The organism is Humitalea sp. 24SJ18S-53 (genome assembly GCF_050632385.1).
Classification (GTDB): Bacteria; Pseudomonadota; Alphaproteobacteria; order Acetobacterales; family Acetobacteraceae; genus Humitalea.
The window spans coordinates 2,896,822-2,918,390 of record NZ_CP192599.1; the positions used below are offsets into that span (position 1 = coordinate 2,896,822).

Consider the following 21,569-nt stretch of genomic DNA (forward strand, 5'->3'; position numbering starts at 1 on the left):
TGCTCACGCATCGCGGTCTAGCTTGTTGTTTTGTCGCGTGATTCAGCCCTGCGGCGCATGCGCGCCTACGGCCATCACGCTTTAGCCCAGCGCCGCCTCGACCCACCCCGCCGCCGCCACGAACGCATCATCCGCGCCGAACCGCCCGACGAGTTGCACGCCGAGCGGCAACCCCGCCGGACCAACACCCGCCGGCAGGCTGGCGCAGGGTCCGTGCAACGCCGTCCACAACAGGTTGCAGGCCGGGTCGCCGGTCCAGCCCAGGCCTTCGGGGGCCTCGCCGGGGGCGGATGCGGTCAGCACCAGGTCGGCATCGCCCAGCCAGTCCAGGTAGGTCGCGCGCGCATCGGCAAAAACCACCCGTGCCGCGTCCAGCGCGCCGGGGGCCAGGGCCGCGCCCTGGTCGAGCACGGCCAGCAACCCGTCCGAAATCTGCGCCCGCGATGTCGCCCGCTCCCAGGCCAGCGCCTGGGCGCTTTCGCCGTTCATGACCGCAGGATGGGCGGTGACGGCGGCCATCACGGCGGGCGGCAGGGTCGCATCGGCGACCCGCGCGCCGGCCGCCGACAGGCGGGATGCGGTGGCGGCCAGCAGGGCGCGGGTCGCGTCGGTCAGCAGCGCCTCGGCCGGGCCGGGGCAGAACAGGATGCGCGGGGCGCTGGCGCGCGCGGCGGGCGGTGCCGGCAGGCCGGCGGCGGCGGCCACCAGCATCGCGCAATCGGCCAGGGTGCGGCCCAGCGCGCCGATGGTGTCGAGGCTTTCGCTCATCACCTTCATCCCACCCCGATGGATGGTGCCGTAGGAGGGCTTGTAGCCGGCCACCCCGTTGAAGGCGGCCGGGCGCAGGATGCTGCCGGCAGTCTGGGTGCCGAACGCCGCCGGGAAAAACCCCGCGGCGACCCCGGCCGCGCTGCCGGATGACGACCCGCCCGGGGTATGGCCCCTGTGCCAGGGGTTGGCGGTCGGCCCCGGCCGGCGGGTCGCGAATTCCGTGGTGACCGTTTTGCCCAGCAGGATTCCGCCCGCGGCGCGGGTCATGGCGATCGCGGCCGCATCGCCGCGCGGCCGGTGCCCGGCCCAGATGGGCGACCCATAGCCACTGACCAGATCGGCCGAATCGAGCACATCCTTGGCGCCGAAGGGGATGCCGCCGAACAGCCCCGGCCGGCCGGCGCGATCGGCCGCATCGGCGGCGGCGCGGGCGGCGCCCGCGTCGAAGGCCGTCAGGGCGCGGACCACCGGTTCAACCTGGGCGACGCGCTCCAGGCACGCCTCCAGCAATCCGCGCGCGGTCAGGCGCCCCGCGGCCATGGCGGCCTGGGCCGCGGCGATGGTCAGGGCGGAGGGATCGGTGAGACGGGTTTGTGTCATGCGGGGATGTTTCCCGCAGCGGTTGGGGACGGCAAGCCCCCGACACGCTTTGCATGTCGCCTGGGCGCGTGTCCCCCTCGCCCCGGCGGCCGTGCGCTGGCATGTTGGGGCAGAATGGAAAACAGCCCCGAAACCCCGGTCGGCGTCGCCGCGGCAGCGGATGGCACGCTGCTGCACGCGCTGCCGCTGGCGCCCGAGGCCCTGCCCCCGGTCGCGGCCACCGCCTTGCGCGCCGCCTGGGACGCCGCGCGCCGGGCCGCCGCCGCCGAGGCCCCGGGGCCTGCCCGTGCCCTGCTGTTCATGGGCGCGGATGGCGTCCGGCGCGACCTGCTGCTGGCGGATGCGGATGCACGCTGCTGGGCGCTGGCGGTCGAACGCCTGGCCGGGCTGGACACCACCGCCGGCGTGGCGTTGCTGGTGCGGCTGCTGGCGCTGGTGGATCTGCTGGCGCGGGTGCGATTCCTCGATCCGCTGTTCGACGTGTCCCTGGGGGGGACGGTGTTCCACCCGTCGCTGCTGGATGCGGCGGCCCGGCAGCCGTTGGACCAGGAAGGGCGCTTCGATGCCGCCGCCTGGCGCATGCTGTTCGAGGATCGGCTGGGCCTGCGCCCGGCCGATCCGGCGCCCGCCGTTTCGCCCACTCTTTCCTTGGCCCGGGCCCGCCGCCCGGCCCCGCCCGATTCTTCAGGAGCCTATCGTCCATGACGCCATACCCCATTCCCGGCCCCGATCTGGCCCGCCGCCTGCGGTCCCTCGCCGTGCTGGCCGCGCTGGGGTTGGGCGCGGCCTGCGCCCCGCTGCCGGCCCCAGGCTCCGCCGGCGCGCCGCCGCTGTCGCAGGCCCGCCAGGTGCAGGACGATTGCCGCGCCGACGCGGATCGCATCCTGGCCCGGCGCGACCGGGGCGAGTTCATCCGGCGTGAGGAACAGGAATCCCGCCTGGGCGCCGGCGCCTATGCCGGGCCGGTGACGGATATCGACCGCCTGGCCGTGACCTGGCAGCGCGACCAGATGGCCGCCGCCTGCGTGCGCGGCCGCAACGAGGCCAACGAGGTCTCCCCCGGCACGGCGCCCGTGGGCGCGACGCCGGCCGCCGCCACCCCGGCCGGTGCCGCGCCCGCCGGTCGCCCCAACACGACGCGCGCCTTGCCGCCGCCGGGTGTCACGGCGCGGCCGGGCGGGTAAGCTGCCTCTCTGGCGCGGGCCTGCCTGGCGACTGCCAGGCGGCCGTGGGCCGCTCGGCCGCGCCCTGGCCCATCGCGACATACGGCTGTTCTTCAGCGCCAGCCTGCTGGCCTGGACCGGGCTGTGGATGCAGCGCATCGCGGTGTCGTGGCTCGCCTGGGAACTGACCGGATCGGCCTTCTGGGTCGGGGTCGTGGCCTTTGCCGACCTGGCGCCGGCCATCATCATCTCGCCGATCGCGGGGGCGCTGGCGGACCGGGTGGACCGGGTTCGGATGGCGACCCTGACCCAGATCCTGACGGCGATCCAGGCGAGCGTGGTCGCGGGGCTGACCGCGGCCGGGGTCATGAGCATCGAATTGCTGATCGCGCTCGAACTACTGGCGGGGATCATCTCCTCCTTCACCCAGCCGGCGCGGCAGTCGTTGATGCCGGGGCTGGCGCCGGCGGCGGATTTGCCGGCGGCGGTCGCGCTGAACTCGCTGTGCTTCAACCTGGCGCGGTTCCTGGGGCCGGCCTGTGCGGGGCCGCTGATCGCGGCCTATGGCGTGGTGCCGGCGATCGCCTGCAATGCGGTGGCCTTCGCGGTCGCGGCCGGGACCATGCCGCTGCTGCGGATCGCGGCCACCGCCCGGCGCGGCCATGCCGCGACCGCCAGCCTGTTCAGCGAGGTCGCCGAGGGCATCACCTATGCCGCGCGCCATCCGGGCCTTGGGCCTCTGCTGCTCTATGCCTCGCTGACTGCGACCCTGTTGCGCGGCGTGCAGGAGATCCTGCCGCCCTATGTCGAACAGGTCTTTGGCCGCGGTGCGGAAAGCCTGGCGATGCTGACCGCGGCCTTTGGTGTCGGCGCGCTGGTCACGGGCCTGCTGGTCGCGGCGCGGGGGCGGTTGGAGGGGACCACGACCCTGGCCATCGGCGCGATCGGGGTGCAGGCGCTGGCGACCGCCGCCTTCTGCGCGACGGGCTGGTTTCCGTTGGGCCTGGTCTGCGCCGCGGTGATGGGGGGCAGTGCCAGCGTGCACGGGATATCGGTGCAGATGCTGGCGCAATCAGCCTCGGATGCCTCGATGCGCGGCCGGATCCTGTCACTGTGGGGCCTGATCACCCGGGCGGGGCCCGCCGTCGGCGCGCTGGCGCTGGGGGCCGCGGGCCAGGCCTTCGGATTGCGGCTGCCGACGCTGGTTTTTGCCGGGCTGTCGCTGGTGGTGTTGGCTTGGGGGCTGCTACGGCGGCGACAGATCGCGGCGGCGCTGGAGCATCCGGTGCCGCGGGACAAGGTAACGGAGAACCTGTGATGTTGGATGTGGCGATCGCGGGCCTGGGCAAATGGGGCCAGGTGCTGGTGGACAGCGTGCAGGGCCGCGACGACGTGGGGCTGCGCTTCGTCGCCGGCTGCACCGGGAGGCCGGAACGCGCGGCGGCTTATGCCACCGACAAGGGCATCGACCTGCTGCCCGGCCTGGGCGCCGTGCTGGCCGATCCGCGCGTCAAGGCCGTGGTGCTGGCCACCCCGCATGCGCAGCATGCCGAACAGGTGATCGCCGCCGCCGCCGCCGGCAAGCATGTCTTTGTCGAAAAGCCCTTTGCCCTGACCCGCGCCGATGCCGCCGCCGCGGTCGCCGCCTGCCGCAAGGCGGGGGTGGTGATGGCGCTCGGCCACAATCGCCGCTTCCTGCCGGCGGTCGCCGAGATGAAGGCGATGCTGGCCGCAGGCGGCCTCGGCACCATCCTGCATGCGGAGGGTCATTTCAGCGGCCCCGGCGCGCTGTCCTATGCCAGCGGCATGTGGCGGGCGGACCGGGCGGAAAGCCCGCTCGGCGGGATGGGCGGCATGGGCATCCATATGGTGGACATGCTGATCCACCTGATGGGCCCGATCGCCGAGGCCGATTGCCGCAGCCATGCCCGGGCGCTGACCAACGGGCTGGATGACACCACGGCGGCGCTGTTCACCTTCGCCAGCGGCGCCACCGCCAGCTTCGCGACCCTGGCGGCCGCACCGCGCCACTGGCGCGTGACGCTGTTCGGCACCGACGGCATCCTGGAACTGAACGGGCATGAACGCCTGTCCTTCACCCCGCGCGACGGCCAGGGCTGGCAGAAGGATTTCCCGCCGATCGACATGGAGCGGGCGGAACTGGCCGCCTTCGCCGCCGCCATCGCCGGCGGCCCCGCCTATCCGCTGCCGGTCGAGGACGCGATCCATGGCGTGGCGGTGTTCGAGGCGATGATCCACAGCGCCGCGGCCGGTGGCCCGCATGCGGTCGCCGTTTGATCTTCGGCAAGCTTTCTTGGCTGGACCGATTCCGCTGGGGCCGATGATGCTCTAGAAGCGCCGCCGAGCCAGGGCCGCATCGGCCCGGGTCAGCCCGACGGAGCACCCCCCGCATGAGCAAGATCACCCGCCACGGCAGCAGCGCGATCCTTTCGTCCGCCGTCGAATACCATGGCTTTGTCTACCTGGCCGGCATGACCGCCGACGACCTGTCGCAGGACGTGCAGGGCCAGACCGCCCAGGTGCTCGCCAAGATCGACGCCGCCCTGGAAGGCCATGGCACCGACAAGACCCGCCTGCTGCAGGCCCAGATCTGGCTCAAGGACATCCGCGACCGCGACGCGATGAACAAGATCTGGACCGCCTGGCTGCCGGAAGGCGGCGCGCCCACCCGCGCCTGCGTCGAGGCCAACATGGCCGACCCGCGCCACCTGGTCGAAATCATGGTCACCGCCTGCCGCTGAATGTAACGGATCGGCCGGGCTCCCCCGGCCGATTCATATCTGCTTTGCGGTCCACGCAATGCGTGTTGCAAATTTGCCGCAACACTGTGTCACGAATCATCTTTCTTCCGTGACAAAGGGATATTTTCCCTCTCAATCCCGTGATCGCCCCCCCATACCGACTAATCACGCCAGATTTCGCACGGTTACCGGCTAAGCGGTTGCCGCCTGACGGTGCCGGTTGGTAGCCAAGGATCACGCAATCGGGAGCAACCCGGTGCGTGGGGGTTGGTTCGGCGCGGTCCTGCGTCGGATCGGGGCAGATCAGTTGGGGATTTCTCGCGCATGATGGCTGACCGGATCGGCATGTTCGTCGCCGTGGTATGTGGGGCGCTGGTCCTACCGATCATGGCGGGCGAAGCCCTCGCAGACCGCGCCCAGACCACCACCGCCCGCCCCTCCGCCGCCCGTACCGGCGGCAATGCAGCCCTTCCGGCCCGTGCGACGCCGATGCGCGCCACCGCGACCCGCAACACCGCCAGCGCCCGCCCGACGGCCGCGGCCAAGGCCACCGGCGCCCGCGGGACGAACCTGCGCCGCGTCGCGATCACCTCGGCCGCGCAGCGCGGCGGCGGCTATGGCGGTGGCCTGTCCTGCGTGCCCTATGCCCGCATGGTCACCGGCATGGATGTGTCCGGCAATGCCGCGATGTGGTGGCACAATGCGGCCGGCAGCTATCTGCGCGGCGCGCGCCCCGAACCCGGCGCGGTCCTGGTCTTCCGCGCCACCGGCGGCATGCGCCTGGGCCATGTGTCGGTCGTCGAGCGCGTGGTCAGCAGCCGTGAGATCCTGATCCACCACAGCAACTGGGGCGGCCCCGGCATCCGTCGCGGCACCGTGATGCGCGGCGTGTCCGTGGTCGATGCCTCCGACAACAACGACTGGTCCGCGGTGCGGGTGCAGGTCGGGCACCAGGCGGTGAACTATGGCCGCACCTATCCGACCTACGGCTTCATCCACAACCGCCCCGACAATGGCCGCATGATGCGCGCCGATGCCTCGGCCGCCGGCCGGTTCGAGGAAGTGGCCGACGCCGGTGCCGGCCGCAGCCCGCATGCCGTGGCGCATGAAGCGGCGTCGATCGAAAGCCTGACCCCCTCCTCACGCCGCTAAGGGGTGGCGGCAAACGCCGTCGCTTCGTTGCCCCGCCGCTTGATCGCAAAGCGGCGCGGGACGATGTGTTGGGGATCATGACCTTCCCCGACCGAAGCACAGACCACAGCCCCCTGGCCCCCCTGCCCCCGCCGGCCTCCCCCGTGGCGATCGGCGCCGGGGCGCTGCTGCTGATCGCCGCCTTCGGCACCACCGGCATCATCGCCTTCGTGCAGGTCATCATCGGCATGTTCCGCTGATGCGCCGGCCGACGATCCAGGTTCCCGCCGGCTTCGGTGCCGCCTTGTCCCGCGCCGGGCGCCAGGCCGGGCGCAAGCGGGCGATGCTGCTGCCGCTGCTGACCCTGCCGCTGCTGCCCGCCGCCCTGTTCGCGCTTGTGTCGGGCCAGGGCCGCGCGCTGGGCGGGCTGGCCGCGGCCGCGGCCATCGCCTGGGTCGCGGGGCGCGCGCTGGCGCGCGGCCGGCGTCGTTCGGCGATGCGCGCAGCCGTGCTGATGGGGGTTTCGGCGGGGCTGGCCGCATTGCTGGCAGCGAAACTCGGCGTCACGGGCGCGGTGGTGATGGGCTTCCTCGCCTGGGGCGGCACGCGCTTGCTGCTGAATGGCGTGGACGCCGCCGAATCGGAAGCCGAGGCCGAGATCCAGGCCCAGGCGGATGCCGCCGCCACGGCCGCGGCCCGGGCCACCGCCGCGGCACAGCGCGCCGAGGACGCGATCCCCACGGCCCTGCGCGATGCCGAGGCCCGGCTCGTCCGGATCGACGCCGCCGCCCGCACCTTGCGCGACAGCCGCCTGCTGCTGGCCAGCGAGGCGATGCATGCGGTCGTCGGCGCCCTGCTGGAACGCCCCGACCGCCTGCCCGCCGCCCGGCGCTTCCTGGCCGTGCAGCTGGAGGGGCTGGAGCGCGTGGTCGGGGGGCTGGCGGCCGGTGCCACCCCGCCGCCCGGGCTGCCGGTGTTGCTGGACGACATGCGTGCCGCGGCCGACCGGCTGCGGGAAGACCTGCGCCGGGCCGCGGATGAGGAACTCGATATCCAGGTCCGTGTGCTCTCCACACGGCTTCGCGAGGAAGGCTACGCATGAGCGACCTGACGCCCAACCCCGATCGGGCTGCCGAGGTGACGCGGCTCGCCTCGCGGTTGGACATCGCCGACCCCGGTTCGATCCTGCGCTTTGGCGCGGAGGCGCAGGGCCGCGCCCAGGCCGCCGCCGATGCGATGCTGGAAGGGGCGCGCAACGAATCCACCGGCGCCGCCGGCGCGGCCTTGTCGGAGATGCTGGCGGCGCTGCGCGGCTTCGACGTGACGAAACTCGGCGAGAAGCCGGGGTTTTTCGCCCGTGTCTTCACCAAGTCGGGGTCCGAAGCGGTCCAGACGCTGCAGAAGTATGAGGGCGTCAAAGGCCAGATCGAGGCGGTCGGCGACCGGCTGGACCAGCACCGCACGAAACTGCTGGAGGATGTGGAGCGGCTGGAACGGCTCTATGCCGCCACCCTGGACTGGTTCCACGGCCTGGCCGACCACATCGCTGCCGGCGAGCAGGTGTTGACCCGCACCGATGCCGAGGCGATCCCGGCCGCCGAGGCCGCCGCGGCCCTGACCTCCGACGGCGTGGCGCCGCAAAAACTGCGCGATCTGCGCGCGGCGCGGGATGAGTTGGACCGTCGCATCCATGATTTGCGGCTGACCCGGCAGGTGGCGATGCAGGCGCTGCCCTCGATCCGGCTGATCCAGGAGAACGACAAGGCGCTGGCCGCCCGAATCCAGTCGGTGCTGGCCAATACCGTGCCGCTGTGGCGCACCCAACTGGCCCAGGCGCTGGCGATCCAGCGGATGCGCCAGGCCGGGGAAGCGGTGCGCCAGGCGTCGGACCTGACCAACGCGCTGTTGGTCGCGAATGCCGAGACGCTGCGCCAGGGCAATGTCGCGGCGCGCACCGAGTTGGAACGCGGGGTTTTTGATATGGACAAGGTCAAGCAGGCCAATGCGGCCCTTGTCGGGACGCTGGAGGATTCGCTCCGCATCGCCGAACAGGGCCGCAGCCAGCGCATCGCGGCCCAGGCCGAACTGGCCAAGGCCGAGGAGGAGATCAGGCGGGCGCTGCTGGCGGCGCGCGCCACGCCCCCCGCGCCGAAAGCCTGATCAGCCCGCCTTGCGGTGATGCAGCCGCATCGGCAGGCCATCGCCCGGCCGCAGGGTCAGCCGGCAGACCGGCATCACATGCGCGCCGGGTTCCAGCGACAGCGAGAACCGTCCCGCCAGGGTCGCCAGGCACAGCACCGCCTCGGTCAGGCCGAAGGCCATGCCGGTGCAGACCCGCGGGCCGACGCTGAAGGGGATATAGCCATGCCGGGGCGGCGGCGGCGCGCCGGGCAGGAAGCGGGCGGGGATGAAGTGGTCCGGCCGGTCCCATAGCAGCGCGTGGCGATGCAACAGCCAGGGCACCGCCAGCACCAGCGACCCGCGCCGGACCTGGCGCCCGGCGATTTCGGTGTCCCGCGTCGCTTCCCGCGCCAGCACCGGCACGGGGGGGTAGAGGCGCAGGGTCTCCTCGATCACCGCCCGCGCATGGGGCAGCTTCGCCAGGTCGGCGAAGGTCGCGGCGCGGCCGCCGAGCACGGCATCGGCCTCGCGCTGGACCGCCGCTTCCTCCTCCGGCGCCTGGGACAGCAGGAACCAGGCCCAGGCGAGGGTATTGGCCGTCGTCTCGTGCCCCGCCATGAACAGCACCACGGCTTCGTTGCGCAGCGCCTGGGCGTCCATGCCGGCGTCGTGCATGCCGCGGATCAGCGATGCCTCGCCGCTGTCGCGCGCCGCCGCCACCAGCCCGTCCACCACGCCATGGATTCGGGCGGCGGCCTGGCGCACGCGGGCACCCTGGGGGCGGGGGAACCAGTCGGGCAGGCGCAGCAGCGACAGGATGTCCATCTGGCCGATCGCGGCCTGGTAGGTGGAGAAGGCCTCCACCACGACATGCGCGGCCCCGGTGCCCAGGCTGCGGCCAAAAATGGTGCGGCAGATGATTTCGGCGGTCAGGCCCGCCATCGCCTCCAGCGCGTCGAGGGGGGCGCCCTCCGGCAGGCGCGCCCAGGATTCCGCGCATTCGGCGGCGGCTTCGGTGATCGGCGGGGTCAGTTCGGACAGGCGCGAGGCATGGGTGACCGGCGCCACGGCGCGGCGGCGTTCGCGCCAGGTCGTGCCGTCGGAGACGAACAGCCCATCGCCCAGCAGCGGGATCAGCGCATGCCGCTGCTGCGGGCTTTTTCGCTCGATGACACTGGCCTTGGCGATGAAGGCTTCCTGCACATGCTCGGGCGCGTTCACCACGAAGACATCGCGCAGCAGCACGCGCTGGCGGAAGAATTTTGATCGGAAGGCGGCGTCGGGGAAGACGTTCAGGAAGGACTTCCGGCCCTCACGGATCAGGGTGCGGACCGGCAGGCGTGCCTTGGCCCGCGGCGGATAGGGCGTGAGAAAGGGAGGGGTGGCCATGGCGGATGTCGTCTCTTGCCCTTTGGAAACGTTCCGCGCAATCCGCTTGCAAAGAACGAAACGTCGCGCCACGACGCAATACACAAGGGGAGAATCCATACCATGGCCTTGCAGCGCCGCCAGCCGGACAGCACGGACCCGCGCGCCCGGGTCCGGCGCGATCCCGGCCGCGGCTGACGCTTGTCGGCCTTCGGCCAATCCCTGAACCTGTTGCGGGCGGTGCTGCCCGCCGGCGGCGCCGCGACCCTGAATCGCGCGGTGTACGAGGCCGCCTATCGCCTGCCGGCCGTCGCCGACAGCGGCTTCTTCAATGGCGGCTACCGGCCGTTGTTGCCCGGGCTGCTTGGCGTGCCCGGGTTGGCCGGGGCGCCATCGCAGGCCAACCTGTATGAATTCGTGCTGCGCACGCATCCGGGGCGGCGGGTGCAGGATCCGCGGACGATCCTGGACATCGGCTGCGGCGCCGGGGGCGGGCTGGAATATGCCGGGGCCGCCTTTCCGCGCGCGGGGCTGACCGGGGTCGATGCCTCGGCCGCGGCCATCGCCGCGGCGCGCCGCCGGCTGCGCGCGGCCAGGCTGATCCAGGCGCGGGGCGAGGCGCTGCCGCTGCGTGACGGCGGCTTCGACCTGGTGGTCAGCGTCGGCACCATGACCAACGTCGGCGCCGGGCCCTTCATGGCCGAGGCCGCCCGCGTCCTGGCCCCGGGCGGCATCCTGACGCTGTCGGCCGGCACCGGCTGCTGCATGGATGATATCCGCGCCCAGATCACCGGCGCGGCGGGGGCGGCGGGGCTGCGCCTGCTGCGGCTGACCGACATCACCGCCCAGGCGATGTCCGCGATCACGGCCGATGCGCCGCACCACCGGGCGATGATCGCCACCCTGCCCTTCTGGCTGCGCGCCGAGGCGGCGGAATGGGCCGCCCTGCCCGGCTCCGCCCGGCACCGCCGCTACCACGCGGGGCAGCGGCGTGACGTTGCGGCGGTGCTGCAACGCATGCCCGCATCTTGACCGCGGCCGATGCACCGCGTCCCATCCGGCCATCCAATTGGGAGAGAACACATGCGCGCCTGGGCCGTGGTCGAGACGGGTAAACCGCTCCAGCACATCGAATTGCCGACACCCGAGCCGACCGGCAAGCAGGTCCTGCTGGAAGTCACGCATGCCGGCGTCTGCCATTCCGACCTGCATATCTGGGAGGGGGCCTATGACCTCGGCAGCCGGGGGGCGATGAACCTGGTGGATCGCGGCATGACCTTGCCGCTGGCGATGGGGCACGAGATCGTCGGCCGCGTGCTGGCCTGGGGGCCGGAGGCGACGGGCCTGGTCAAGGGGCAGCGCAAGCTGGTCTTCCCCTGGGTCGGCTGCGGCACCTGCGACCGGTGCCTGGCGGAGGATGACAACCTCTGCCTGAAGGGCCGCTCGATCGGGGTGTTCCAGCACGGTGGCTATGCATCGCATGTGCTGGTGCCGGAACCGCGCCACCTGGTGGATATCGAGGGCCTGGACCCGGGGCTTGCCTGCACCTACGCCTGTTCCGGCGTCACGGTGTATTCGGCGATCAACAAGCTGATGCCGCTGTCGCCGGATGAACCGGTGGTGCTGATCGGCGCCGGCGGGCTGGGGTTGCAGGCCATCGCCGTGCTGAAGGCGCTGGGCCATCGCCGGATCTGTTCGGTCGATGTCGCGCAGGACAAGCTGGACGCGGCGACGAAGGAAGGTGCGACCGACACCGTCCTGGCCGGCCCCGACACGGCCCAGAAGATCATCGACACCTGCGGCGGGCCGGTGATGGCGATCGTCGACCTGGTGAACGGCACGGCGACGGCGCGCGCGGCCTTCGACGCGCTGAAGAAGGGCGGCAAGCTGGTCATGGTCGGGCTGTTCGGCGGCGGGCTGGATGTGCCGCTGCCCTTGATGCCGATCCGGGCGCTGACCTTGCAGGGGTCCTACGTCGGCAACCCCAAGGAACTGCGCGCGCTGGTCAAGCTCGCACAGGGGGGCACCCTGCCCGCCATCCCCGTCGCCGAGGAACCGATGGACCAGGCTAATAGCGCGCTGAACCGGCTGAAGGCGGGCCAGGTGACCGGGCGGATCGTGCTGGTCAACTGACGGCCCCGGCCAGGCCCCCGCGCGGGGGCCTGGTCAGCGCTTCTGGCTGCGCGGGTCCAGCGCGTCCCGCAAGCCGTCGCCCAGCAGGTTGAAGGCCAGCACGACGACGAAGATCGCCAACCCCGGATAGATCGCCATCCAGGGCGCCTGGGTCAGAAAACGCTGTGCGCTGTTCAGCATCGACCCCCAGGAGGGCGACGGCGGTTGCTGGCCGAGGCCGAGGAAGGACAGCGAGGCTTCGGCGATGATGGCCTCCGCGATCGCCAGCGTGCCTTGCACCAGCAGCGGCGGCACGATGTTGGGCAGCACATGCACGAAGGCGGTCCGCCAGGGCGGGTTGCCGAGGCTGCGGGCCGCTTCGAACCAGTCGGCGGATTTCGCCTCCAGCGCCATGCCGCGCGACAGGCGCACGAAGACAGGGGCGGCTGAGATAGCGATGGCCAGCATCGCGTTTTCCAGCGCCGGCCCCAGGAAGGCCGCCAGCGCGATCGCCAGGATCAGGAAGGGCACCGAGAGCATCGCATCGGCGAAGCGCGAGATCACCGCATCGGTGAACTTGCCGGCCAGCCCCGCCAGCAGCCCGATGGGCACGCCGATCAGCATGGCGACGGCCACCGACACGACGCCGGCCATCAGCGAGGCGCGCGCGCCCCAGATGACGCGGGACAGCACGTCGCGCCCGTTTTCATCCGTGCCGAACCAGAAATCGGCCGAGGGCGGCTTGCGAATACGCGTCCATGACGTGGCGATGGGGTCGTAGGGCGCGATCCAGGGGGCGGCGATGGCGGCGGCGACGAACAGCACCACCACGACCAGCCCGAAGACCGCCAGGCGGTGCTGCAGGAAACGCCGCAGCGCGCGCCGGGCCGGGCTGTCGCCCATGGCGACAATGGCGGTCGTGGCGCTCATGCCTGACGCAGCCTGGGGTTCACCGCCATGTAGAGCAGGTCGGCGATGAGGCTAAGGCCGACGAAGATCAGCGCTGTCGCCAGCACCACGCCCTGCACCACGGGATAATCCCGGTTGAACACGGCATCGACAACGAGTTTGCCGAAGCCGGGGATCGTAAAAATCTGTTCGGTCAGCACGGCGCCGGACAGCAGCCGGCCGAATTCGATGGCGCCGAGCGTGACGACCGGGATCAGCGCGTTGCGGAAGGCGTGTTTCAGCACCACGACCTTCTCCGACAGGCCCTTGGCCCGCGCGGTGCGGACGTAATCCTGCGACATCGCGGTCAGCATCGCCGCCCGCGTGTGGCGCATCAGCACGCCGGCGATGCCCGATCCCAAGACGAAGGCGGGCATGATGGTGGTCGAGATGGACAGCCAGAAATCCTCGGTCAGGGGCACGTAGCCGGAAGGCGGCAGCCAGCCGAGTTCGACGCTGAACAGCAGGATGAACATGATCCCCAGCCAGAAATTTGGCGTGGAGATGCCCGCCAGCGCGATGCCATTCGCCGCCCAATCGGCGGCGGTATCGCGCTTGATCGCCGACAGGATGCCCATCGGCACGCCGATGACCACGGCGATGATGAAGGCCATGGTGCCGAGTTGCAGGGTCACCGGCAGCTTTTCCAGGATCAACTGGCTGACCGGCAGCCGGATGCGCCAGGAAAAGCCGAAATCGCCCTGCAACACCCGCCCGATCCAGGCGAGGTATTGCGCCCAGATCGGTTGGTCCAACAGCAGTTCGGCGCGGATCTGCGCCAGCACGACCGGGTCGCCCCGTTCCTCACCAGCCAGGATCAACGCCGGGTCGCCCGGCATAAGCTGCTGCAGCCCGAAAATCATGATCGACAGCAGGAAAAGCGTGGGGATGATCTGCCCCAGGCGCCGCAGCAGCCAGCCGATCATTGCAGGCGCATGCCCTGCGGCCGGATCAACCCGTCGGAGATGCTGACGAAGCCGGTCAGACGCACCGTATGGGCGAAGATGTTCTTACGGTTCCACAGGTAGATGCGGCTCCGGTCCTGCCGCAGCGCGATCAGGTTCATCTGGCGATAGAGGTCGAGCCGCTTCACCGGATCGGTCTCGATACGCGCCGCGTTCAGCAGGCGGTCCACTTCGGGGTTGCTGTATTTGCCGTCGTTCTGCGGCCCCTGGGAATGGGTGAAGGTCCAGGTATTGCCGTCGGGGTCGGTGCGGCCGGACCAGGCGAGCAGATAGGTCTCGAACTCACCGCGCGCCCCGGCCTGCAGGCTGGATGCGAATTCCATCGCGTTCAGCCGCAGGTCGAAGCCGGCCTCACGCACCATGGCCTGGATGACCTCGCCGACCTGGCGGAGTTCGGGGTTGTTTGGGACGGTCATCTCGACCACCAGTGGCGTGGTGATGCCGGCTTCGGCGAGCAGCGCGCGGGACCGGGCAACGTCCCTGCCCTCCGGCTGGAAATCCCGCACGAAGAAGGGGCTGGCCGGCGGCACCGCCTGGGCGGTTGGGCTGAACATGCCCTCATAGACCACCTGGTTAACGGCGACGCGGTCGATGGCGCGTTCGAAGGCTTCGCGCACGCGCGGGTTCTGGCCCATCGGCGTCTGTGCGCGGGGGCCATTGCCGATGTTGATGGTGATGCCCTGGTAGCCGAGTTCATCGGACATCGACACGCGCAGGCGCGGGTTGCGGCGGATATCGGCGACGTCGGAGGGGGCTGCCTCCACCATCTCCAGCACGCCGGAACGCAGGTTCGCCAGGCGCACCGTGCTGTCCGGGATCGGCTGGTAGGTGATGCGCGGGATGTGGATGGCGGCGGCGTTCCAGTATTCGGGGAAGCGTTCCACCACGATGCGGTCCTGGGCCACGCGTTCGACGAAGCGATAGGGGCCGGCACAAATGGGCCGGTTGCCGAAATTGCGCCCGGCGGCTTCAGCGGCCTTGGGGCTGACGATCATCCCGGCACGGTCGGTCAGTTGGGAGACGAAGGGGGCGAAGGCTTCCTTCAGCACGATGCGCACGGTGGTCGCATCGACCACCTCGGCGCGTTCCATGCTGTTGATCTCGCCGCGGCGGAAACTGCCCTGCATGGTCAGGTGGCGCATCAGCGAATAACGGACGGATTCCGCGTCCATCGGCTCGCCATCATGGAAGCGCACGCCCTCACGGATCGTCACCAGCAGGCTGGTGGGGGATTCCCAACGGAAGCCGGTGGCGAGCTGCGGCACGATCTCCAGGCGTTCGTTGATGTCGAACAGCTTGTCGCACAGGCTGGCGAAGACGATGCGGCCGACGAAGGTGCGGGCGAGAGTCGGGTCGAGGATGTCGGGATCCTCCCGCAGGCCGATCCGCAAGGTCGTGTTCTGTTGCGCCAGCGCAGGGACAATCGGCAAAGCCAGGACGGCTGCCAGAACGAGACGACGAAGCATGGGTTTCTTCCCTTAATTGAGCCGCAGATCCTGCACCCGGATCATGCCGTCGGGCACGGGCCGGTAGCCGGTCACGCGTGTGGCGTGGATAAAGATGTTCTTGCGGTGCCAAAGGTAAATACGCGCGCGATCCTGCACGATGGCGACCTGCCAGAATTGTTCATAGAGCGCGAGGCGCTTGGCCGGGTCCAGTTCGGCCCGCGCGGCATTGGCCAGGCGGTCCGCTTCGGGGTTGTTGTAGCGCCCATCGTTCTGCGGTCCCTGGCTGTGCAGGAAGGACCAGATGTTCCCATCCGGATCGCTGCGCCCGGACCAGCCGGCCAGATACATCTCGAACTCCCCGCGCACCGTGACCTGGAGCGAGGAGGCGTATTCCATCGCGGTGATCCGCAGGTCGAAGCCGGCGTCACGCACCATGGCCTGGATGACTTCCGCGACCTGCCGCAGGTCGGGGTTGTTGGGCACGATCATGTCGACCCGCAGCGGCAGGGTGACACCCGCTTCGCGCAGCAGCGCCTGGGCGCGCGGGATGTCGCGCCCGCCGGGGGCGAGGCTGGCGACGTGGAAGGGGTTGGCGGGTGGCACCGACTGTTCGGTCGGCGTGTAGGCGCCCTGGTAGACCACCTGGTTGATGGTGGCGCGATCCAAGGCCAGTTCGAACGCCTGCCGCACCCGCGCATCGCGGCCGAGCGACGTGTTCGAACGCGGGCCGTTGTTCAGGTTGATGGTGATGTTCTGGTAGCCCAGTTCCTCGACCTGCATGACGCGCAGGCGGGGGTTGCGGGCCACGGCGGCGATGTCGTCCGGCTCCATGCGTTCGGCGAATTCGACGGCGCCCGACTGCACATTCGCCAGACGCGCATTGTTGTCCGGGATCGGCAGGTAGGTGATGCGGTTCAGGTGGATGCGTGACGCGTCCCAGTAATCGGCAAAGCGGTCCACCACGATGCGCGATTGGGCGATGCGTTCGACGAAGCGGAACGGACCGGCGCAGACCGGGCGCTGGCCAAAATCGCGCCCGGCGGCCTCGGCGGCACGGGGGCTGACGATCATGCCGGCGCGATCGGTCAGTTGCGACAGGAAGGCGGCTGAGGGTTCTTTCAAATGGATACGAATGGTCAGCGGGCCGGTCGCCTCGATGCGCTCCATCGTGCCGATTTCGCCGCGCCGGAAACTGCCCTGCATGGTCAGGTGCCGGTTCAGCGAATAGACGACGGAGGCCGCATCCATCGCGTCGCCATCATGGAATTTGACGCCGGGGCGCAGGGTGATGGTCAGGGTTTTCGGATCGTCCCAGGTGAAGCCCGTGGCCAGTTGCGGCACGATCTCCAGACGCTCGTTCAGGTCGAAGAGCTTGTCGCAGAGCGACGCGAAGACGATCCGCCCGACGAAGCTGCGGGCCAGCGTCGGGTCCATGATATCGGGGTCTTCACGCAGGGCGATGCGCAGCGACTGCGCGCTGGCCGGCAGTGAGCCGAACAGCAGGACGGCGACCAGCAACCAACGCATCATGCAGCGACGCCCCCGGGACGGAAAAAGGATTGCAGGTGCGCGAGACGCGCATCCGGGGCGCGTTCCGCCAGCGCGATAAAGGGCGGCAGGCGGTCCTTCAGATGGCAGGCGACGCCGGCTTCCAGCGGCGGCACGATGGTGCGGCAGATGGCTTCGGCATGCGGGCAACGGGTATGGAAGCGGCAGCCGGCGGGTGGGTTGATCGGGCTTGGCACATCACCGGCGACGGGGGCCTGCTTCACGCCGCTGCCCGGCACCGCCGCCCGCAAGGCGCGGGTATAGGGGTGGCGGGGCGCGTGCAGCACCTGTTCGGCGGGCCCTTCCTCCACAATGCGGCCGAGGTACATGACCGCGATCCGGTCGGCGACCTGGCGCACCACGCCAAGGTCGTGGCTGATCAGGACGAAGGCCAGATCCATCTCGGCGATCAAGCCGCGCAGCAATTCGATGACCTGCGCCTGCACCGAGACATCCAGCGCCGATACCGGTTCATCCCCCACGACCAGCCGCGGGCCTGATGCGAGCGCGCGTGCGATGGCGATGCGCTGGCGCTGGCCGCCGCTGAATTCATGCGGCCAGCGGCGCGCGTGTTCGGGGCGCAGCCCGACGCGGGACAGCAGCGCCGCGACGCGCGTGGCTTCCTGGCCTCGCGGCACGATGCCATGCAGGCGCAGCGGTTCGGCGACGGCGTCCTGCACCGTCTGCCGTGGGTCCAGGCTGGCAAACGGGTCCTGGAAGATGAGTTGCATGTCGCGCCGGCGGGCGCGGAGGGCGGCGGGCGACAGGGCGGTCAGGTTCTCGCCCCCGAACAAGACCTGGCCTTCGTCGGGTGGGATCAGCCCCAGCAGCAGCCGCCCCAAGGTGGATTTGCCGCAGCCGCTTTCGCCGACGATGGCCAGGGTCTCACCCGGCGCCACGGTCAGCGACACGCCATCGACGGCATGCACGGCGCCCCGCTTGCGACCGAGCGCGTCCCGCATCGGGAAGTGCTTCACCAGGTCCCTGGCATCCAGCAACGCACTCATGCGGCGAGCGGCGCGCGGCGGCAGGCGGCCGCGTGATCGGGGCCGACCGATCGCAGCGGGGGATCGGCGCTGTCGCAGGCGGGTTCGGCAAAAGGACAGCGCGGCGAAAAGCGGCAACCGGGCGGCAGATGCATGGGGTCCGGCACAGTGCCCTCGATATTGGCCAATCGACCACGCGGCCCATCCAGGCGCGGGGCCGCGCCCAGCAACCCGATGGTGTAGGGGTGGTCGGGGTGGATGAAGAGCGTCTCCGCCGCTGCGGCTTCGACCGCGCGGCCGGCGTACATGACCACGACATCCTCCGCATGGTCGGCGACCACGCCGAGGTCATGGGTGATCAGCACGATGGCTGTGCCCGTCTCGCGTTTCAGCGCGTCCAGCAGTTCCAGAATCTGCGCCTGGACGGTCACGTCCAGCGCCGTCGTGGGTTCATCGGCGATCAGCAACTTGGGTTTGCAGGCCAGCGCCATCGCGATCATCACGCGCTGGCGCATCCCGCCGGACAATTGATGCGGATACTGTTTTGCCCGGCGCGCGGCATCGGGGATGCGGACCTGGTCCAGCGCGCGGATCGCCTCGGCCATCGCCGCCTGGCGCGACAAGCCGCGATGCAGCGCCAAGGTCTCGGCGATCTGGTCGCCCGCGGTGAAGGCGGGGTTCAGGCTGGTCATCGGTTCCTGGAAGATCATCGCCATGTCGGCGCCACGCAGCCGGCGCCGCGCCTCGGGCGGCATCGCCAGCAGGTCCTGGCCCGCCAGCAGCAGCTTCCCACCAACAGCAGCGTTGTCCGCCAGCAGCCCCATGATGGCGAGCGAGGACACCGACTTGCCGCAACCGCTTTCGCCGACGATCGCCAGGGTCCGGCCCGGCTCCACCGAAAAGGACAAGCCGTCCACCGCGCGCACCCGGCCGCGATCGGTGGAAAACGTGACGGTCAGGCCGGTGACGGACAGTGCCGCCGTCATGCGGCGGCCTCGGTGGCGGCGATATCGGCTTCGATGATGCGACGCTCCAGCGTGCCCGGCCCGTCCGCGGTTGCCATGTGGCGGCGGAAGGGGACGAAGCGGCGCTGCGCCACGGCGTAGAGGCGGCGCAGCTCGGCCAAGGGGTCAGGGTGGTCGTCGACGCGCAGGTCGATCTCGGCGGTCTCATCGGCGGCGCCCATCACGACCAGGGCGGCGGATTGCCGGCCGCGCTTGTCGCCGCCGGCGGCCTCACCAGCCTCCAGCGCCGCCAGCATCCGCGCGGCGAGCGGCAGGCCGCTCGCTGCCTGGAACGCCGCCAGGGTCGCGGCCAGCACATCCGGGCCCACCAACATATTACCGGCGACCGAGACATCCGCCCCCGCGAGATGCCCGGCATAGCTGGTGCAGCGATCCCCGGTATGGCGCGCCGACCGGCCGTCTGCCGCCATCACGTGCAATTGGCGCATCCCGGCCCCGGCGTCGGCGGCGACCAGGGCGGCGATGGCGTCGTCCGGCCCCTGCCCCGCCGCCAGCCGATCCAGCGCGGCCCCGCGCCACAGCGGATTGACCAGCGCCTGGCTGCACACGGCGCCCACGCCGCTGCGAAGCATCGGGCAGATCGCGCCCACGGCGAAAAAACGGGTGGTAACGGCGGCGCCGAGTGCGCCGGTCTGGGCGTCACGCGCCAGGATGGACCAGGTCATGGGCCACAGGGATGCAAACCCTGGGCCGCGGTGCAAGGGGGGTTACAGCCGCACCCCCAGGCGATGCGCGATCTCACCCACGATGCCGCGGCGGAAGGCCAGGACGCAGGCGACGAAGATGACCCCCTGGATCACCGTCACCCAGGCGCCGAACTCGGCCAGGTAGTTCTGCATGGTGATGATCACCGCCGCCCCGATGACCGGCCCGAAGATGGTGCCGAGGCCGCCGACCAGGGTCATCAGCACGACCTCGCCGCTCATGCTCCAATGCACATCGGTCAGGGTCGCGATGCCGAAGACGATGGATTTTGTCGCCCCCGCGACCCCGGCGAGGCCGGCTGAGAGCACGAAGGCGATCAGCTTGTAGTCATCGGCGCGATAGCCGAGCGAGATCGCGCGCGGCTCGTTCTCGCGGATCGCCTTCATCACCTGGCCGAAGGGCGAATGCACGATGCGGTGGATCAGCAGGAAGCCGATCAGGAAGATCGAAGCGACCAGCCAGTACAAGGTCATGTCGTTGCCCAGGGGAATCACCCCGAACAAGCGCCCGCGCGGGATGGACTGGATGCCATCCTCGCCGCCGGTGAAGGGCGCCTGCAGGCAGAAGAAATACACCATCTGCGCCAGCGCCAGGGTGATCATGGCGAAGTAGATGCCGGTGCGCCGGATCGCCAGCCAGCCGATGCCGCCGCCCAGGGTCGCGGCGACCAGCCCGCCGCACAGGATGGCCAGTTCCGGCGTCAGCCCCGCCACCTTGGCCAGATGCCCCGCGATATAGCCGCCCATGCCGAAGAAGGCCGCATGGCCGAAACTCAGCAGCCCGACATAGCCGATCAGCAGGTTGAAGGCGCAGGCGAACAAGGCGAAGCACAGCACCTTCATCAGGAACACGGGATAAAGGAAGAAGGGGCTGATCGCGACGAAGGCGACCAGCGCCGCGAAGGCCGCGACCTGAGCGCCGGAAAAGCCCAGGATCCCCGCTTCGGCGGCGGGCTGCGGGACAGGCGGGACACCGCTACCATCGGCCATGGATCAGGCCCTCCCGAACAGGCCGGCGGGCCGGGTCAGCAACACGATCGCCATGACGACGAAGACCACGGTGGCCGAGGCTTCCGGATAGACCACCCGGGCAAGGCCTTCGAGCATACCGAGCCCGAAGCCGGTGATCACCGAGCCAAGGATCGACCCCATCCCACCGATCACCACGACGGCGAAGACGGTGATGATGAAATTCGCCCCCATATTCGGGTTCACCGAATAGATCGGCGCCGCCAGCACCCCGGCGAAGGCCGCGAGCGCCACACCCGCACCATAGGTCAGCGTGATCATGCGCGGCACGTTGATGCCGAAGGCCTGCACCAGGTCGGCACGCTCCGTCGCCGCGCGGAGGTAGGAGCCGAGGCGCGTCTTCTCGATGATCAGCCAGGTGCTGATGCAGACGACCAGCGACGCGACGACCACCCAGGCGCGGTAGCCCGGCAGGATCATGAAGCCCAAGTCCAGGCTGAAGCCGCGGAACGCCGGCGGCGGCTGGTAGGGCAGGCCCGAGGAGCCGAATTCATTGCGGAACAGCCCCTCGATGATCAGCCCGAGGCCGAAGGTCAGAAGCAGTCCATACAAATGGTCGAGCTTGTAGAGGCGGCTGATCATCAGCCGTTCGATCACGACACCAAAGGCGCCGACGATCAGCGGCGACAGCAGCAGCGCCCACCAATAGCCGATGCCCAGCCAGTTCAGCAGCATCCAGGCGACGAAGGCGCCCATCATGAACTGCGCGCCATGGGTGAAGTTGATGACGTTCAGCATGCCGAAGATCACGGCAAGCCCAAGCGACAGCAGCGCGTAGAAGGCGCCGTTCACCAGGCCCAACACCATTTGCGACAGGATGTCTTCGATCACGGTGGCCGGACCTCATGCGGAAGGAGGAAATCCGGTGGGTGGCGCGGCGCCGCCCAC

The 21,569-nt window shown here is 70.3% G+C and carries 22 protein-coding genes; 11 read left to right on the plus strand and 11 right to left on the minus strand.

The window, feature by feature from the left end:
• Window positions 1-81: 81 nt before the first annotated feature.
• Window positions 82-1,371, minus strand: coding sequence for an amidase family protein (locus ACQW02_RS13855; protein ID WP_431285829.1), 1,290 nt, complete (start codon window positions 1,369-1,371; stop codon window positions 82-84).
• A 114-nt stretch (window positions 1,372-1,485) separates the two neighbouring features.
• Between ACQW02_RS13855 and ACQW02_RS13860 the strand changes: the two genes are divergently transcribed.
• From ACQW02_RS13860 to ACQW02_RS13900, 9 genes are all read left to right on the plus strand, one after another.
• Window positions 1,486-2,076, plus strand: coding sequence for a hypothetical protein (locus ACQW02_RS13860; protein ID WP_431285830.1), 591 nt, complete (start codon window positions 1,486-1,488; stop codon window positions 2,074-2,076).
• Entirely contained in the window at window positions 2,073-2,555 is a 483-nt protein-coding gene (locus ACQW02_RS13865; protein WP_431285831.1) for a hypothetical protein, read from the plus strand. The genes ACQW02_RS13860 and ACQW02_RS13865 overlap by 4 nt, the downstream gene beginning before the upstream one ends.
• On the plus strand, window positions 2,530-3,852 hold the full coding sequence (locus ACQW02_RS13870; RefSeq protein ID WP_431285832.1) for an MFS transporter: 1,323 nt from the start codon (window positions 2,530-2,532) through the stop codon (window positions 3,850-3,852). Before ACQW02_RS13865 ends, ACQW02_RS13870 begins: the two co-directional genes overlap by 26 nt.
• Entirely contained in the window at window positions 3,852-4,832 is a 981-nt protein-coding gene (locus tag ACQW02_RS13875; RefSeq protein WP_431285833.1) for a Gfo/Idh/MocA family protein, read from the plus strand. The genes ACQW02_RS13870 and ACQW02_RS13875 overlap by 1 nt, the downstream gene beginning before the upstream one ends.
• Window positions 4,833-4,945: 113 nt before the next feature.
• Entirely contained in the window at window positions 4,946-5,296 is a 351-nt protein-coding gene (locus tag ACQW02_RS13880) for a RidA family protein (RefSeq protein ID WP_431285834.1), read from the plus strand.
• A 324-nt stretch (window positions 5,297-5,620) separates the two neighbouring features.
• Window positions 5,621-6,448 carry a CHAP domain-containing protein gene (locus ACQW02_RS13885; RefSeq protein ID WP_431285835.1) on the plus strand — a complete coding sequence of 276 codons (828 nt, stop codon included), beginning with the start codon at window positions 5,621-5,623 and terminating at the stop codon, window positions 6,446-6,448.
• Window positions 6,449-6,525: 77 nt separating this feature from the next.
• Window positions 6,526-6,687 carry a hypothetical protein gene (locus ACQW02_RS13890; protein WP_431285836.1) on the plus strand — a complete coding sequence of 54 codons (162 nt, stop codon included), beginning with the start codon at window positions 6,526-6,528 and terminating at the stop codon, window positions 6,685-6,687.
• Window positions 6,687-7,529, plus strand: a complete 843-nt coding sequence (locus tag ACQW02_RS13895) for a hypothetical protein (protein ID WP_431285837.1) — start codon at window positions 6,687-6,689, stop codon at window positions 7,527-7,529. Before ACQW02_RS13890 ends, ACQW02_RS13895 begins: the two co-directional genes overlap by 1 nt.
• Complete coding sequence (locus ACQW02_RS13900) at window positions 7,526-8,587, plus strand: toxic anion resistance protein (protein ID WP_431285838.1); 1,062 nt, start codon at window positions 7,526-7,528, stop codon at window positions 8,585-8,587. Before ACQW02_RS13895 ends, ACQW02_RS13900 begins: the two co-directional genes overlap by 4 nt.
• Here the strand turns inward: ACQW02_RS13900 and ACQW02_RS13905 are convergent, their stop codons facing one another.
• A complete protein-coding gene (locus ACQW02_RS13905; RefSeq protein WP_431285839.1) occupies window positions 8,588-9,937 on the minus strand; it encodes a cytochrome P450 in 1,350 nt (449 codons plus the stop codon).
• Window positions 9,938-10,117: 180 nt separating this feature from the next.
• Here ACQW02_RS13905 and ACQW02_RS13910 point away from each other — a divergent pair, with 180 nt between their 5' ends.
• Both ACQW02_RS13910 and ACQW02_RS13915 read left to right on the plus strand, forming a co-directional pair.
• The gene (locus ACQW02_RS13910; protein ID WP_431285840.1) at window positions 10,118-10,948 is read left to right on the plus strand and encodes a class I SAM-dependent methyltransferase; all 831 of its coding nucleotides are present in this window, start codon (window positions 10,118-10,120) and stop codon (window positions 10,946-10,948) included.
• A gap of 51 nt (window positions 10,949-10,999) precedes the next feature.
• On the plus strand, window positions 11,000-12,049 hold the full coding sequence (locus ACQW02_RS13915; protein WP_431285841.1) for an alcohol dehydrogenase: 1,050 nt from the start codon (window positions 11,000-11,002) through the stop codon (window positions 12,047-12,049).
• A 33-nt stretch (window positions 12,050-12,082) separates the two neighbouring features.
• Here ACQW02_RS13915 and ACQW02_RS13920 read toward each other — a convergent pair whose 3' ends face one another.
• From ACQW02_RS13920 to ACQW02_RS13960, 9 genes are read right to left on the minus strand one after another with little or no spacing between them, the layout of a single operon-like run.
• Window positions 12,083-12,958, minus strand: a complete 876-nt coding sequence (locus tag ACQW02_RS13920) for an ABC transporter permease (RefSeq protein ID WP_431285842.1) — start codon at window positions 12,956-12,958, stop codon at window positions 12,083-12,085.
• Window positions 12,955-13,902 carry an ABC transporter permease gene (locus tag ACQW02_RS13925; protein ID WP_431285843.1) on the minus strand — a complete coding sequence of 316 codons (948 nt, stop codon included), beginning with the start codon at window positions 13,900-13,902 and terminating at the stop codon, window positions 12,955-12,957. Before ACQW02_RS13925 ends, ACQW02_RS13920 begins: the two co-directional genes overlap by 4 nt.
• Complete coding sequence (locus ACQW02_RS13930; RefSeq protein WP_431285844.1) at window positions 13,899-15,407, minus strand: ABC transporter substrate-binding protein; 1,509 nt, start codon at window positions 15,405-15,407, stop codon at window positions 13,899-13,901. The genes ACQW02_RS13925 and ACQW02_RS13930 overlap by 4 nt, the downstream gene beginning before the upstream one ends.
• A 12-nt stretch (window positions 15,408-15,419) precedes the next feature.
• Window positions 15,420-16,919 carry an ABC transporter substrate-binding protein gene (locus tag ACQW02_RS13935; RefSeq protein WP_431285845.1) on the minus strand — a complete coding sequence of 500 codons (1,500 nt, stop codon included), beginning with the start codon at window positions 16,917-16,919 and terminating at the stop codon, window positions 15,420-15,422.
• Window positions 16,916-17,944, minus strand: a complete 1,029-nt coding sequence (locus ACQW02_RS13940) for an ABC transporter ATP-binding protein (protein WP_431285846.1) — start codon at window positions 17,942-17,944, stop codon at window positions 16,916-16,918. The genes ACQW02_RS13935 and ACQW02_RS13940 overlap by 4 nt, the downstream gene beginning before the upstream one ends.
• Window positions 17,941-18,909: an ABC transporter ATP-binding protein gene (locus tag ACQW02_RS13945; RefSeq protein ID WP_431285847.1), complete on the minus strand. Its 969-nt coding sequence runs from the start codon at window positions 18,907-18,909 to the stop codon at window positions 17,941-17,943. Before ACQW02_RS13945 ends, ACQW02_RS13940 begins: the two co-directional genes overlap by 4 nt.
• Window positions 18,906-19,613 (minus strand): DUF1028 domain-containing protein, encoded by a 708-nt coding sequence (locus ACQW02_RS13950; RefSeq protein ID WP_431285848.1) that lies wholly within the window; start codon window positions 19,611-19,613, stop codon window positions 18,906-18,908. Before ACQW02_RS13950 ends, ACQW02_RS13945 begins: the two co-directional genes overlap by 4 nt.
• 42 nt (window positions 19,614-19,655) lie before the next feature.
• Window positions 19,656-20,642, minus strand: a complete 987-nt coding sequence (locus tag ACQW02_RS13955) for a branched-chain amino acid ABC transporter permease (RefSeq protein WP_431285849.1) — start codon at window positions 20,640-20,642, stop codon at window positions 19,656-19,658.
• Window positions 20,643-20,645: 3 nt separating this feature from the next.
• Complete coding sequence (locus ACQW02_RS13960) at window positions 20,646-21,512, minus strand: branched-chain amino acid ABC transporter permease (RefSeq protein ID WP_431285850.1); 867 nt, start codon at window positions 21,510-21,512, stop codon at window positions 20,646-20,648.
• Window positions 21,513-21,569 lie beyond the last annotated feature (57 nt).